At 49.6% G+C, this 14,135-nt stretch carries 13 protein-coding genes and 2 riboswitches; of the genes, 7 read left to right on the top strand and 6 right to left on the bottom strand.

What is annotated here, in order from left to right; genetic code table 11:
- Nucleotide 1: 1 nt before the first annotated feature.
- The 4 genes from sugE to GON05_RS05820 all read right to left on the bottom strand — a co-directional run bounded on the left by sugE (nt 2) and on the right by GON05_RS05820 (nt 4,264).
- Entirely contained in the window at nt 2–322 is a 321-nt protein-coding gene (gene sugE, locus GON05_RS05835) for a quaternary ammonium compound efflux SMR transporter SugE (protein WP_127457638.1), read from the bottom strand.
- Nucleotides 323–415: 93 nt separating this feature from the next.
- Nucleotides 416–518: riboswitch (guanidine-I (ykkC/yxkD leader) on the bottom strand.
- 130 nt (nt 519–648) lie between these two features.
- Entirely contained in the window at nt 649–1,122 is a 474-nt protein-coding gene (locus GON05_RS05830) for a C40 family peptidase (protein WP_127457637.1), read from the bottom strand.
- Between the two features lie 3 nt (nt 1,123–1,125).
- A riboswitch (cyclic di-AMP (ydaO/yuaA leader) is annotated at nt 1,126–1,264 on the bottom strand.
- Nucleotides 1,265–1,432: 168 nt separating this feature from the next.
- A complete protein-coding gene (locus GON05_RS05825) occupies nt 1,433–2,251 on the bottom strand; it encodes a hypothetical protein (RefSeq protein WP_181646501.1) in 819 nt (272 codons plus the stop codon).
- A gap of 57 nt (nt 2,252–2,308) precedes the next feature.
- Nucleotides 2,309–4,264 (bottom strand): M1 family metallopeptidase, encoded by a 1,956-nt coding sequence (locus tag GON05_RS05820; protein WP_157318462.1) that lies wholly within the window; start codon nt 4,262–4,264, stop codon nt 2,309–2,311.
- Between the two features lie 250 nt (nt 4,265–4,514).
- Between GON05_RS05820 and GON05_RS05815 the strand changes: the two genes are divergently transcribed.
- Entirely contained in the window at nt 4,515–5,006 is a 492-nt protein-coding gene (locus GON05_RS05815) for a YwhD family protein (RefSeq protein WP_127457635.1), read from the top strand.
- Nucleotides 5,007–5,188: 182 nt separating this feature from the next.
- Here the strand turns inward: GON05_RS05815 and GON05_RS05810 are convergent, their stop codons facing one another.
- A complete protein-coding gene (locus tag GON05_RS05810) occupies nt 5,189–7,291 on the bottom strand; it encodes a transglycosylase domain-containing protein (protein WP_157318263.1) in 2,103 nt (700 codons plus the stop codon).
- 284 nt (nt 7,292–7,575) lie between these two features.
- Between GON05_RS05810 and speE the strand changes: the two genes are divergently transcribed.
- The 5 genes from speE to argS all read left to right on the top strand — a co-directional run bounded on the left by speE (nt 7,576) and on the right by argS (nt 11,893).
- Nucleotides 7,576–8,403 carry a polyamine aminopropyltransferase gene (gene speE, locus GON05_RS05805; RefSeq protein WP_157318461.1) on the top strand — a complete coding sequence of 276 codons (828 nt, stop codon included), beginning with the start codon at nt 7,576–7,578 and terminating at the stop codon, nt 8,401–8,403.
- A gap of 56 nt (nt 8,404–8,459) precedes the next feature.
- Nucleotides 8,460–8,639 (top strand): hypothetical protein, encoded by a 180-nt coding sequence (locus GON05_RS05800; protein ID WP_185157191.1) that lies wholly within the window; start codon nt 8,460–8,462, stop codon nt 8,637–8,639.
- Between the two features lie 444 nt (nt 8,640–9,083).
- The gene (locus GON05_RS05795) at nt 9,084–9,587 is read left to right on the top strand and encodes a DinB family protein (RefSeq protein WP_127457632.1); all 504 of its coding nucleotides are present in this window, start codon (nt 9,084–9,086) and stop codon (nt 9,585–9,587) included.
- Between the two features lie 216 nt (nt 9,588–9,803).
- On the top strand, nt 9,804–10,214 hold the full coding sequence (locus GON05_RS05790; protein ID WP_127457631.1) for a YwiB family protein: 411 nt from the start codon (nt 9,804–9,806) through the stop codon (nt 10,212–10,214).
- A gap of 5 nt (nt 10,215–10,219) precedes the next feature.
- Nucleotides 10,220–11,893, top strand: coding sequence for an arginine--tRNA ligase (argS, locus tag GON05_RS05785; protein ID WP_157318261.1), 1,674 nt, complete (start codon nt 10,220–10,222; stop codon nt 11,891–11,893).
- A 56-nt stretch (nt 11,894–11,949) separates the two neighbouring features.
- Here the strand turns inward: argS and GON05_RS05780 are convergent, their stop codons facing one another.
- On the bottom strand, nt 11,950–13,128 hold the full coding sequence (locus GON05_RS05780) for a S8 family peptidase (protein ID WP_157318260.1): 1,179 nt from the start codon (nt 13,126–13,128) through the stop codon (nt 11,950–11,952).
- A gap of 389 nt (nt 13,129–13,517) precedes the next feature.
- On the opposite strand from GON05_RS05780, the gene rpoE reads away from it, so the two are divergent.
- Complete coding sequence (gene rpoE / locus GON05_RS05775; protein WP_157318259.1) at nt 13,518–14,099, top strand: DNA-directed RNA polymerase subunit delta; 582 nt, start codon at nt 13,518–13,520, stop codon at nt 14,097–14,099.
- The last annotated feature ends 36 nt before the right edge of the window (nt 14,100–14,135 follow it).

Raw genomic sequence — 14,135 nt, 5'->3', positions numbered from 1 at the left:
CTTAATGTCCGGATGTGAATTTAAGGCCGAGAACACCGACCAGAATGAGGATCATGAATAGGATACGCAGTAAACTAACGGGCTCGTTCAGAAATAGGGTGCCGATGATAATTGCGCCTACAGCGCCAATTCCCGTCCAAGCCGCGTAAGCTGTGCCGATGGGAAGAGTTTTTGTAGCTACCGCCAGAAAATAAAAACTGATGATCATACCGACAATGGTGATGCTGGACGGAACCAGCCGTGTAAAACCGTTGGAGAACTTTAGTGAGATTGCCCAAACTACTTCAAAAACACCTGCAATGACCAAGTAAAGCCATGCCATCTGTGAATCACTCCTTAAGAAAGAATATGCGAAGATGCCTATCTGACCGCGGCAAAAAGAAAAAGCCTGGAAGCAGTATCGCTGTTGCGATAAGACTCCCGGGCTTTTTCCCCTCCGTGATCACAGCGTATTCGCTGTGTGTTTTCTCTCGGACCAGACTGGCGCTGCAGCACCACGGAACCCTAGAAACATGATGCCGTAATTATAGGACGGCTTACACGCTATGTCAAGTTACAAAATAGCCACAAGAAATGAATAAAAGCCCTGAGAAGCGGCTCATTCGAGCTAACGCTTGTCTGGGCTTTATTCATGATGAAACAAGAAAATTACTTGGATTCAGCAGTTAGTTGATTGTAGATATCATCCCACAGAACACGTCTAGCGGATACGTATCTTTTCGCATAATAAGATTCGCTTAGCTTGTTTTTCACGATACCTTCATTGGATGCGGAATGAATAAATTCACCGTTACCCAAGTAGATACCAACGTGAGAAATGCCTTTGCCCCCTGTGTCGAAGAACACAAGATCACCTTTGCGAAGATCACTTTTGTCGATCCAGTAGCCCTCTTTATTTTGAGCTGCTGAACTATGAGGAAGGTCAATGCCGAATTTGTTGAATACGTACGCGGTGAAACCAGAGCAATCAAAGCCTCTTGTTGTCGTTCCCGCATCGCGGTACGGTACTCCCATCAATTCGTCAACCGTTGAGTCCAATGTGGATTCTGACGCAGACACACTCCCTAAAGCTACACTCAAAAACAAAACAAGACTAAAAAGAAGAGCAACAACCTTTTTCAACTGCTTGTCTCCTTCCGGTGCCTACGAGGTTAGCTGGAGGGTTCGGTTGAAGGTTCCCTATGATCCCTGTCTTGCAAGATCAATTCACCCGGTATGGTTCCCCCGTTTCCCCAAGAAATGAGGAATTCGGCATGAAATATTTGGTTTTTTAATGCTAGTCTCTTAAATTCGTCATAAACATCGAAATTCCTCCTTTTTCGTGCAATTGGGTCTGAAAAAATGTGTAAAGGTTCGCTTTACAGACAAAAAAATCCCCTTTTGCAAGGGGATTGAACAAATCTAAACCATTTATGGTTTTATTTATTGCTTTTTAACGGCTTAATTTGGCGGAAAGAAGCTGGAATTGCGACGTAATGGACCACATTTGCATGAAAATATGGAAGAGCGGGAAAAGTTGATAAATGATTAGCGCTACCAGACCTGCCCAGATATAGGTCGTTGTTACCGTGATCCCTGCCAAAAGTCCCGAGCTCAGCAAAAGTATCAGAGAGAGGCCAATAATCGGAAAAGAGTACCGCATGAACGTTAGAACCGTGGAGACTATACCGAGACGTGCCGCGATGGCGAACTGCACATACATGAAGAGCAGATGCAGCAGAAAGCCGTACACCAGCATTCCAAGCAGCCAAGGCAGTAAATCGAGGGAAGCTTGTTCATAAGATGTGCTGTGAGCGAACACCTTCTGCGCTTTGGGCAGCACCCAGATGAGCGGCAGCAGAGACAAAGCGATTCGAATCAAATACACGGCGAAGAAGGGGAGCGTGAGCTCCTTGATGCCTCGAACGAAGCGATAGCCGGCATTTTGATCGGAATGGGTGAGCGAATAATAGACACCGCCGTTCAGCATCGGGGTAAGGAACATGCGCGCCAGGAGCAGGCCGGCCAGCCACCACAAGTAAGAATGGCTAAGATCCGTTTTGAATAACTGAAACTGACTTTCGGCCAGAAAAAGCTGGAGTGCTTGCTTCGGCTGGTCGCCGCCGGGAAACCGGTGCATGAGGGGCACTAACACCCCTTGTACAAGCTTATATAGAAGCATCCCCCAGCACATTTGGTAGATGAACAAGACAATCGTAGCGAAGGGTTGCCGTAGCGCCGCCCTGAAGCCGGATTTGAGATAGGTTGTCACCGGTGTCCCTCCTAAGCGTTGTTTTCTGAAGGCAAACTTGCCTTGTAGAGTGGGCGCCTACCAGGCCACCCACCCGAAAATAGCTTGCAGGAATTGAATAATGCCGAGATTCAGGCGGAGTTTCCACTTGGTGTCCACTTCTGCTTGCATAAAGTTATTAATGTGTTTGTTCTCCAGAATGAGCGAGTAGTTCGGATCGATACGAACCCAGTCTATAGGCGTCGTGTGGGTTAATTTGTACTCAATGCTGCTCTCTTTGCCGTCCCATGTTTTGTCGAGCATCGTACCGTCGGCGAAATGGAACTGAATCGGCACTTCAGGTGAATTGCCGCCGCGCTTGGAGATGAGGATCGTGCTCTCGTAAGGGCCGGTTCCTTTGCTGCCAGTGGCTTTCACATGAATGCTTTCAACCGAATAGTCAACCATCATTGAGCCGTAGACATATTCATTGAAGAAGTCGTCCCACTTCGTTTTGGTTATATCCTCGACCACATTTTGAAAGTCCTTGGTGGAGGGATGTTTGAATTGCCATTTTTGAAAATAAGTCCGCATGATACGATCCATGTTTTTGGTGCCGACCTGTTTCTCGATTGCTTTCAGCACGAGCTTGCCTCTGGTATACACATTTTCTGCGTATTGATCATGTCCGGTATAGGCCCATGCGTTTTGTCGCAGGGCGTTCGGAGAAGTAATGTAGCTGGACTCGACCGGCAAATTAGGGGTCGCTCCGAAGTCGGCCTCCATCACTTTATCCTCGGCGTAGGAGGTAAAGCCCTCATCCAGCCAAGCCTCTTCAAACTCATTGCTCGCCACGAGGCCATAGAAATATTGGTGTCCGATCTCGTGCACAACAACGCGTTCCAATTCCTGATCCGGCGTCTTGTCGTCCGCGCCCCAAGCGGTGATGAGCGTAGGATACTCCATTCCGCCTGCGCCGCTGCCTCCGGGAGGAGGTACAACGATAGACAAAGTCGAGTAAGGATACGATCCGTACCACTGGCTATAGCGGGATAGCGCTTTTTTGGCAGCGTACATATAACGGTCTTTCAAATCCTGATGATTGGGATCCAGATAGAGCTTGATCTTCACACCTGGTATTTGCGGCGTAGAGAAGGGTTCTTCCACATACACGAAGTGAGGCGAAGCTGACCATGCGAAATCATGCACATCATCGGCATAAAATTGGTACGTTTTCGTCCCGTTCTCCGTCACCGCCGGTTTCACAGGGAACCCTGTCGCGGCAACCGTGTAATTCGCCGGCACTTGAATTTTCACGTCATACAAGCCGAAATCCGCATAAAACTCCGAATTCCCATGGTATTGGTGGAGATTCCAACCTGGCTCGGTACGTCCCCTTGTGCCCGCCCGTTCATAAGCGGCGACCTTAGGGAACCATTGCCCAGCCATCACGAAGTCGTCCACATAGCCCATTCTGGCGAAGGCCTGGGGCAGCTTGACGAGAAATTCCGTCTTGAGTGTGACTCGTTCGCCGGCTCCCACCGGCTTTGACAGCGGTATTTTGATCAGCGTGTGGTCGTCTTTATTGCCGTCATCAGGTTGTACAAACGACATGCGTGGCGTAAGGTCCTCGCCATCTTCCGTTTTTACGGAAAGCAAGTCCATCCAACCGGTACTATCCGCCGTAGCTTCATCCTGCCTTAGCTTGCCGCCGGACTCCCGCATAAACGTGGTTTTCTTAGATGCGAATGCATTCGGATATAAATGCAGATAAATCTCTTGCACAGGAACCGTTCCCGGATTTTCCCACGATAACGCTTGCTGCCCTTTGAGCTGCCTTGTTTCCGGCGTATAGGCAACATTCATGTGATACTCCGCAATGCGGTAGCTCAGCGGTTCCTGCGTTTGTTTGTCCGAAGATTTGCCGCGATCAGCAGGCTGCATGTCCGGCGCCGGAGCTGACGGTTCCTCCTTAGAGACGACGGGCACCGTCAGTTTACTTGCAGATGGGAGCAAAGTTTCAGACAGCAAGACAGTGCCTGCTGCAAGGAGCATGACAACGAACCATTGTAGCTTTCGGTTTTTGAATAAAACACTCAATAGATTCACCCCGCCTAACAAGCATCTACAGCATGTATATGTAGACAACCTAGGGAATATTTCTGTGAGTGGAAAAGATTTGTTAACACGGCTGAAATAGGCGCTGGCCAAGCCCCGGTTCTCTGCTCTTGTTCTCATGGATTACTTTAGCTACAATAAAAGCAAAGGTATCATTTTAACATTACGATGAGTGGAAGGTGCAACGATGGAAGCGGATAAAAAGAAGCTGGCCTTAAATATAGTAAGCTCCAAAGTCAATCACAAAGGATTCGGCGCTGGAGCAATCGATCTTAGCAATGTATCAGGAGTAATTATCGATGGAGATGAAGCCTATCTCGATGAGGGCACACTGCATGCCAAGAGTAAAATCGAGAAAGGCATTAAATTTTCGACGAACAAAGAGGATGTGCCGAACGGACGCAAGGCGTGGATCGTATGGGTTGCCGTCGACCGCACCGAAGAGGGAGCGTATTATGCCGGCATGTCTGCTTGCGAGATGCTGATTGATACGGAGGCGCGCCGAGGATGGAAGATTCTGGCCGATCATGTAAACAAGATGGATGGAGCCATGAAGCGTAAATTCATCCTGGATGGCTTGTCCGACAGCGAGCGTGCAGCCTTGAAAAAACAGCTGATCAGCCATAACGAAGAATGGTGGAACCGCTCGGATCAAGTGCTGAAAGATGCCCTTTCGTAATTGTACCAAGCCATAATTGGAAGTTATGAACATTATGTGTCATCCATTGTTACGTTCATGTGAACCGAGTATACTAGACCCTAGTGTATGTTACCTCATATACTAGGACAGCAAAAAGGCAGACTAAGACGCGCTTAGTTCTGCCTTTTTGTGTTCTCGGAAAGCCGCGTGGAGGCTGGAAATCAGTCGTTCCACCAGCGTTTGAGGTCGTTCCACCAAGAGCCGTTTTGGCCTTTTGGCGCGTCCTTTTTATCATCGCCCGAAGCGGGTTTGGCGGGTTTGCCCGTACAGTAAGTCGTTGGCTCCGTGCCGGCGAGAAAAGCCTCAAGATGAGCGTTCGGGCAATCCTCGTTGGACAGCTTTCCGCTCACAGGATCAATATAGACATTGGCTACGCCTTCTGGAATTTGGAAAAGCTTGGGGGGAATGGCCTCCAGCGTTTGCTCCGTGAATTCTGCAAAAATCGGCGATGCCAGATGAGACTCGACGGTAGAGATGTCCCGGTCCTTATCATAGCCGACCCATACCGCAGTAGCGAGCTCCGGTGTGAAGCCGACCAGCCAAGCATCCGTATCGGTCGTTCCGGTTTTACCGGCAATCGGTCGTTTGATGGTACTGGCAACACGGTTACCCGTACCGCCTTCCTCGAACACACTCTCCATGAGACTCGTCATCACATAAGCAACCGCAGGGTCAATTACCTGCTCCTCTTTCGGGGCTGCTTGATATAAAATTTGACCATTCGCATCCTCAATCCGCACAATCGCTGTCGCTTCCTTATGCAGACCCTGATTCGCAATTGTTCCGAAAGCGGACGCCATTTCTAGTGGGCTAACAGGGAAGGAACCGAGCGCCAGTGAAGGCAGAGGCTTCATCGGTGAGTCAATGCCCAGCTTGTGGGCCAGATCAATTACCTTCGCAGGGCCAACGTCCAGAATCGTATGAACCGCATAGATGTTATCGGATTTGGAGATCGCCTGCCGCATATCGATATTCGCGTTTACATATTGATCGTTGAAGTTTCTCGGCGTATAACGTTGCCGCCCTTCGTCATACGTGAACACCGTCGGTTCACTTTTCACCTGTGTGACGGGGGTATACCCATTTTGCAGAGCTACCATATACACAATTGGTTTAAAAGAGGACCCCGGCTGCCTTGTATTCGACAAAGCTCGATTGAATTGATTTTCTGAATAGTCGCGTCCGCCGACCATCGCTTTAATCTCACCGGTTCGCGGATCAATGGCGACGAGAGCTGCCTGCAGCTCTGTTTTGCCGATTAACTGTTGGTTGACGACATTTTCGGCAATTTCCTGCGCTTTCTTGTCGAGCGTCGTGTATATGCGAATGCCGCCTTCGTCGAATTGCTCCTCAGGGATCCCGAGCTTTTCTGTGGCCAGCGTCCGTACATAATCTCTGAAATAGGGGGCGGCTGCCGGCTTTTTCTTCGTCAGCGGTTGGATGGTCAGCTTCTCTTTGCCGGCAGCGTCTGCGGCATCTTGCGTGATGAATCCGCTGCGGACCATCGTTTGGAGCACGATTTTTTGCCGGTCCAGCGCATTTTTCATATCATAATAAGGGGAGTAGTAACGTGGCCCCTTCGGGACACCGGCAATCAAGGCGCTCTCGGCTAACGTCAATTCACTGGCGTGTTTGCCGAAGAATAGTTCTGAAGCTGTTTCTATGCCATAGGTCGAATGACCGTAGTAAATTTGATTTAAATAATCCGCAAGAATTTCATCCTTGCTTAGCTGCATCTCCAATTGAACGGCATACATCGTTTCTTTAATTTTACGCGCCCAGGTACGGTCATGCGTCAAATACAAATTTCGCGCCAGTTGCTGCGTGATGGTACCTGCGCCCTGCACTTTCGCCATCGCTTTCACATTGACAATCGCTGCACGGGCAACAGCTTTCACATCGACACCGAAATGATCATAGAAATGTTGATCCTCCACGGCAAGTGTAGCTTTGATAAGGTATGGGGAGATTTCATTTAATGGAACGACCTGCCGATTTTGCCCGGAATAGAATGTGTCGATGAGTTCGCCGTGTGTATCAAACATTTGGGAAGTTTGCAGCATCTTCGTGACAGGCAGCGTTTGCGAGCGTAAATATACGAAAAAGATGGCCGCAGCAATGAGCATGAACACACAGGTAGTGAAGAAGAAGGAGAACATTTTTTTAATACGGCGCATCCATCGCATGGACGCAGGCACCTCTTGCTCCCTTTGTTTTTGCGGAGTGCCTGAAGAGGGCTGACGATTGTTTTCATTTTCGGACATCGATTCCTACCTCCTTTCTTGCTTCGCCCTAAGGACGTATTAACCAGTATGGAAAAGCATGGGTTTCCGTATTCAATAAATTGTAAATATTTTTTGCGAATTCGGGAAAAGGCCTAGGAAATTATTGCAATTTGGGGGTAATGAACTATAATACAATTTGTGCGTGTGAAGGGACGGGAAATTTTAGCCGACTTTGCATGACATTTTGGACCGGTGGAACACTGTTAGAGATAACCAATGTCAGTAATTATTCATCCAATATAGAAGCGAAAGAAGGTATGAACATGGATTTGTGGTACACAGAGAAACAGACAGATAGCTTCGGCATTACAGCGAAAGTAAAAGAGACTTACGTAAGAGAGCAAACGGATTTCCAAGATCTGTCGATGATCGAAACCGAAGAGTGGGGAACGATGCTTACCCTGGACGGCATGGTCATGACAACGGTAAGAGATGAGTTCGTTTACCATGAAATGGTTGCTCACCCTGCACTTGTGACTCACCCGAACCCTGAGCAAGTTCTTGTTGTGGGCGGCGGCGACGGCGGCGTAATCCGTGAGATCATGAAGCACCCGAAAGTGAAAAAAGCCGTTCTGGTCGACATCGACGGTAAAGTAATCGAGTACTCCAAAAAGTACCTGCCTACCATTGCCGGTGAATTGGACAACCCGCGCGTTGAAGTGATCGTAAACGATGGCTACATGCACATTCATGATCACAAAAATACATACGACGTTATCATGGTCGATTCCACGGAGCCAGTTGGCCCCGCGGTTGAATTGTTCACCAAAGGTTTCTACCAAGGCATTTATGATGCTTTAAAAGAAGACGGAATCTTCGTTGCACAAACGGACAACCCTTGGTTCAAAGCAGATCTGATCCAAACCGTTAACCGTGACGTCAAAGAAATCTTCCCGATCGTACGCGTATACAGCGCGAATATCCCAACGTACCCAAGCGGTCTCTGGACCTTCACAATGGGCAGCAAAAAGCATGACCCTCTTCAAGTCGAGGAAGCTTCCATTCCGGAATTCCCGACGAAGTACTATACAGCACGCCTACACCAAGCAGCATTCGTGTTGCCTAAATTTGTTGAAGATTTGATTAAATAAGCGAACAAGCCGTCATCCCTTGTGAGAGGGAGGCGGCTTTTTTGTTTGTGGGGGTTGTGAGTGCAGGTGCGAGTGCAAATGCAAGTGCAAATGCAAGTGCAAGTGCAAATGCAAATGCAAATGCAAATGCAAATGCAAATGCAAATGCAAGTGCAAGTGCAAGTACAACCCCAACCCCAATAGAAAGTGCTCGCAGGGGGAAACTGGCGGTCAAAGTAACAAAAATCCACCAATAAGTGCAAGCTAGTTAAGTACCATGGAACCCACCAGTAGAAGCCAGCTAGTCAAAGTACCATGAAACCCACCAATAGCAACTCATTCGCCAGCCCTCCCAAGTAGCCAATGTTCTGTAACGGACTCAGAAGCCGTTATTCTGCGAAATTCAGCGAATTTGAGGTTCTATCGGACTGAGGAGCCGTTATTTAACTCTTTTGTCGCTGTTTTGGGCCATTTCATGGCAAATAAAGGCACGTGAGTCCGTTAGAAGCTAAACTTGTCCCAAAAGCGGCGAATAGAGTCCCCTCAGTCCGTTAGCCGAGAAGTAGTGCTCGCAGAGGACTCCCAAGTACCACCAAAAATAATTCCGCCGACCTCCACAACACTGCCATACTGTTGTCAGTCACACTCCACTATACTAAGTACATGAAGTATGAAATCACACAACCATGGAGGTAATTCCTATGTTCACTACCGTAGATAGCTTTATTAACGAATACCAACGCGAATCCGCCACAACACAGCAACTGCTCGACGCTTTAACAGACGCCTCCCTACAACAGCCGCAAGCCGAAGGCTATAGACCGCTAGGTTTTATCGCGTGGCACTTGGTGCACAATGACCGCGGTATGCTGCTCGTAGCCGGGCTCAAATTCGATGCGCCTTCTGCCGCCATCAGCCCGCCATCAGAGGCTGCAACCGTAGCGGATGCTTACCGCTCAACAACAGCCGGGATCCTGGAAGCTGCCCGCACACAGTTAACAGACGCAAAAATGCTGGAAGTCGTGAACATGTTCGGCCAGCAGTGGACAATCGGCGAAACGCTGTTCGCGTTCCTTAAGCATGAAATCCATCACCGTGGACAGCTCACGATTTTGATGCGCCAAGCAGGCGTGCCTGTCATCGGAGCCTATGGTCCTTCTAAAGAGCAGTGGGCAAACATTGGGATGCCAATTCCAGCCATTTAATAACGACAAAGCACGCCAAGGAAAGCCTCAGATTTCACGTATTCGTGAGATTTGGGGCTTTTTGGCATGAGAAAGAGCTGTCTTCGACATCATTCCTGAACGCTGATCGCAGTGATACATTGAATTCGTCGAACCTTTCATATAAACTAATACCTAACTTGCCTTATCTTGACATAAGGTGCAAAGAGGACCTGCAGAATAGGAGAATGACGAATCATGACGGATAAAGCGCGTGTGCGCATTCGCATTGAGAGCCGGAGCGGGAGCGAGACAACTGTGCAGAAGGCGCGGGGAGACCTGTACCGCAAAGGCAATCACACCTACATCCGCTATGAAGAAGAGCGCAGCGAACTTGGACGAACAGTGACGCTTATTAAGCTGGAAGAGAATCAGATCCGCATCGTCCGCCAAGGAGATGTACAAGCGGAGCAAACGTTTGTGCCTGGCGAGAAACGACTCGGATTTTATCATACGCCGCAAGGTCGCCTGGAACTCGAAATCGAGACGCACGAGCTGACAAGCGAAGCGGAACAGGGCATCGGAATCACGCGATGGAAATACGATTTATATGCATCCGGCACGCATGCGGGGACATACAGGATTAAGTTGTTAATTCAGGAGGAGTAAGAAGAATGGACGTATTAAACGAAGTCAAAGTCATCGTGAAGCAAGCGATAGCAGATGCAGTTGCTGCTGCTGGCATTGTGGATGCCGCGCAGTTGCCGGAAATCATTCTGGAAGTACCGAAGGAAAAAACACACGGGGATTTCGCAACGAACATTGCGATGCAATTGACCCGTATTGCCAAGCAGAATCCAAGACAAATCGCCGAACAGATCATTGCGAACCTGCAGAAAGATAAAGCGAATATCGCGGAAGCAGAGATTGCCGGACCGGGCTTTATTAATTTTAAAATGAACAAGGTTTACCTTTATCCTGTTATCGCGGACGTGCTCGCACAGGGTGAACGTTACGGGGCAAGGAACGTGGGTCAAGGGCTGAAAGTGCAAGTTGAGTTTGTCAGCGCCAACCCGACAGGTTCCTTGCATCTCGGACATGCCCGCGGCGCAGCTGTGGGAGATGTGCTGTGTAACGTGCTGGACCTTGCAGGGTACGACGTATCTCGGGAGTACTACATCAACGATGCGGGGAACCAAGTCGTGAATCTGGCCAAATCCATTGAAGCTCGCTATTTGCAAGCGCTTGGACAAGATGCCGAAATGCCGGAAGACGGCTACTTCGGGGAAGATATCAAAGGCTTTGCGGCTGATCTTGCCGCAGAAGAGGGAGATCGCCTGTTGAGCTTGCCGGACGATGAGCGCCGTGCTTTTTTCCGTACGTATGGCTTGAAAAAAGAACTCGACAAAATCAAACGCGACTTAGGCCGCTTTGGTGTACGTTTCGACAACTGGTTCTCCGAGACGTCGATTTATGAAGATAACTTGATTCCACCCGTTCTACAAGAACTGCGCGACAATGGACATATCTATGAAGAAGAAGGCGCAACTTGGTTGAACACGACACCACTGGGTGACGACAAGAACCGCGTTTTGATCAAAAATGACGGCTCCTTCACGTACCTGACGCCGGACATCGCTTACCACCGTAATAAGTTCGGGCGCGGCTTTGAGCGCTTGATCAACATTTGGGGCGCCGACCACCACGGCTACATCCCGCGGATGAAAGCGGCCATGACGGCGCTGGGCTTCGAAGCGGATCGACTCGTCGTGTTGATCGCGCAAATGGTGAGCCTTTTCCAAAACGGGGAAAAGGTCAAAATGTCCAAACGTACCGGCAAAGCGGTTACGATGGAGGATCTCATGGATGAGGTCGGCGTCGACCCGATCCGTTATTTCTTCGCGATGCGCAGCATGGACTCGCATCTGGACTTTGACATGGACTTGGCGGTTTCTCAGTCCAATGAGAACCCGGTTTACTATGTGCAGTACGCACATGCACGGATCTGCTCCATCTTCCGCCAGGCGGAGGAGCAAGGCATCGCGGTGCTCCCGCTGGAGCAGGTTGACCTTGCCCAGCTTTCCTCGGAAGCGGAGTTCGACTTGCTGCGCAAGATCGGCGAGCTTCCGGAAGAGATCGCGATTGCGGCGGAACAGTACGCGCCGCATCGGATGATCCGCTATGTCTACGAACTGGCCAGCCAGTTCCATAGCTATTACAGAGGCCACTACGTCATCACGGATGACGCGGCCTTGACGCAAGCGCGCCTTGCCTTGCTTGGCGCACTGCGCACGACCCTTGCCAACACGCTTCGCGTAGTCGGCGTATCCGCACCGGAGCGGATGTAATTCACCGCTCCACCCAAAAAAGGAGTTAAGCAGCCATGAGCCGCTTAACTCCTTTTTCATTGCGAGTCTCTGATCTGCCTCGCAGCCCGCAAAGCCCGTCTGGCATTCAGGTGCCCTGGCTGCCAGCGTGTGCTTTCGCGCTTGTTAATGCCCAGCGCGCACCGGCGCAGCGCGGTTTTGATCTGCTGCGGCGACAAGGGCTTGATGGCCAGCATCAGCGCGATAACGCCGCTGACGTGAGCCGTGGCCATGGATGTGCCGCTAAGCTCATTGTATTTGCCGTGAAGCCAGGACGAGTAAACTCGTTCACCTGGTGCATAGATGTCAATTTGTTTGCCGCGATTGCTGAAGGGAGCTATTCGGCCTAGCCGTGTTGTGGCTCCAACGGAAACGACCTGGGAGAAGCGAGCAGGATAATCAATCGTTTTCCGTTTGCCGTCATTACCGGATGAAGCGACAATGACTTTTCCTCTGTAATACGCGTTCAAAACAGCCTGCTCCAGCGCACGGTTGTATGACTTCATGCCGAAGCTCATGTTGATAATATCGAGATCATTGTTTACGCACCAGTCGATTCCGGCAATAATGTCTGAGACATAAGCGCTTCCACTGTGGTCAAATGCCTTGACAGGGTGAATAATCGATCTGGGTGCGACACCGACGATTCCCGAATTGCGGCCAGTCGCAGCAATAGTGCCTGCAATGTGCGTGCCGTGGCCATTATCATCATAGGGGAGCATGCTGCGATTTAATAAATTGATTCCCCGCGAGATTGAATTGCGTAAGTCTGGGTGATTGTAGTCGATGCCTGTGTCGATGACGCCTACATGGATGTTTTGGCCTAGCGACTTGCTCCAAACTTCAGGAGCGCCAATTTGATCAACGCCCCAGGGGATGGTGTGGGAGCCGGAGCCAGATAGCGTGGTTGCACGTTTGATGAGGGTTCTGCTTCCGACCGATTGGTGAACGGTAACTTTGGTATCCTCTTCGATGACCGGATTGCCTGTGAACTGCTTGAGTTTCGAGTCGGGACGGAGCGTGCAGGAGAAGGCGTGAATAATGTCGATCGTGCGAACCTTGGACAGGTTGGCCAGGCGGGATCTCATTCGCTTCAGCTCGGATTTGCATGCGTAGTAGTCCTTGGCTGATGAGAAACGGATCAAATGCTTCTTCCCTGATTGCTTGGTGAGTCCGATTTCCTCATGAAGCGAATGAAGAAAGGTGGCTATATCCATACGTGCCATCCCCCCATGACAGCTAATAATCGAGTCTCCCTATCCTATGTACAGGTCACCCCTTCTGACCGTGTGATAGCCTTTATAGAAATAAATGGGTGCGAAGCCGTGTCAGATGTGCTGGTTTTACATAGGATAAATAGAGAGGCGCGAGCAGGAGTGTCTCTTCCTCAGGTACTGGAAACGGCTGTGACTCGCTCATACCGCTTCCTTAGGATACAGTCGCAAGCGGAGGGGGACCTTCGCTTGTATTCATTTTAGGGGGGGCCTGTCCGAAAGGTTTTTTGCGGGTAGTTGCAATTTTAGAAAAAATAGGTTTTACTTAATGAAGATATTGGATAAGGTAGATAGAAGAAGTGAAGAAGACGGTCGAAAGGGATGTGCCTTAGATGAGTAGCGAATACACACTCAAAATCACCACAGAACAAGCACGCGAAATGCCGATGGTGGATTTGGCGTTTGAATTATTGAAATCGGCGAATACGCCGTTTTATTACCGTGACTTGATGGCAGAAATTGCAAAAATTAAAGGGTTATCCGAGCAGCATGTGATGCAAGTGATTGCCCAACTATATACGGAAATCAACATCGATGGACGTTTTGCTTGCGTAGGTACAAATCTATGGGGCCTTAAGCGTTGGTACCCTGTCGAGAAATCGGATGATGCGGTTGGTAACGCGAAGCGTCCAAGAATCATCAATGATGAAGACGACGATCTGGATGAGGACATCTACGCGGAGGAAGAAGATACATACGCAGAGGAAGACGAGTACGATGCGTTTGGTACGGAATCCGAAGAGGAAGAAGCGGAAGAAGATACAGAATTCTTTGAGGATGAAGAGATCGAAGAGGATCTTGGCGAAGAAGGTATCGAGGAGTCTGATGACGAGGATGAGGACGATCTCGACGAAGATTCCGATTTGGATGAGGATGAATCCGATCTGGATGACGAGGATGACGACGACAAATAACTTGTCTTGACAGCCGCAGCCCGTTCAGAGTAAACT

Origin of the sequence: Paenibacillus anseongensis (genome assembly GCF_009757995.1) — a bacterium.
Taxonomy (GTDB): Bacteria; Bacillota; Bacilli; order Paenibacillales; family NBRC-103111; genus Paenibacillus_E; species Paenibacillus_E chondroitinus.
This window is presented reverse-complemented; position numbering and strand designations above follow the sequence as displayed.

What these genes read in the sequence shown, in the direction of transcription:
- sugE (WP_127457638.1), bottom strand. Translation starts at nt 322, where the DNA reads ATGGCATGGCTTTACTTGGTCATTGCAGGTGTTTTTGAAGTAGTTTGG.
- GON05_RS05820 (WP_157318462.1), bottom strand. Translation starts at nt 4,264, where the DNA reads ATGCTCCTTGCAGCAGGCACTGTCTTGCTGTCTGAAACTTTGCTCCCA.
- GON05_RS05815 (WP_127457635.1), top strand. Translation starts at nt 4,515, where the DNA reads ATGGAAGCGGATAAAAAGAAGCTGGCCTTAAATATAGTAAGCTCCAAA.
- GON05_RS05810 (WP_157318263.1), bottom strand. Translation starts at nt 7,291, where the DNA reads ATGTCCGAAAATGAAAACAATCGTCAGCCCTCTTCAGGCACTCCGCAA.
- speE (WP_157318461.1), top strand. Translation starts at nt 7,576, where the DNA reads ATGGATTTGTGGTACACAGAGAAACAGACAGATAGCTTCGGCATTACA.
- GON05_RS05795 (WP_127457632.1), top strand. Translation starts at nt 9,084, where the DNA reads ATGTTCACTACCGTAGATAGCTTTATTAACGAATACCAACGCGAATCC.
- GON05_RS05790 (WP_127457631.1), top strand. Translation starts at nt 9,804, where the DNA reads ATGACGGATAAAGCGCGTGTGCGCATTCGCATTGAGAGCCGGAGCGGG.
- argS (WP_157318261.1), top strand. Translation starts at nt 10,220, where the DNA reads ATGGACGTATTAAACGAAGTCAAAGTCATCGTGAAGCAAGCGATAGCA.
- GON05_RS05780 (WP_157318260.1), bottom strand. Translation starts at nt 13,128, where the DNA reads ATGGATATAGCCACCTTTCTTCATTCGCTTCATGAGGAAATCGGACTC.
- rpoE (WP_157318259.1), top strand. Translation starts at nt 13,518, where the DNA reads ATGAGTAGCGAATACACACTCAAAATCACCACAGAACAAGCACGCGAA.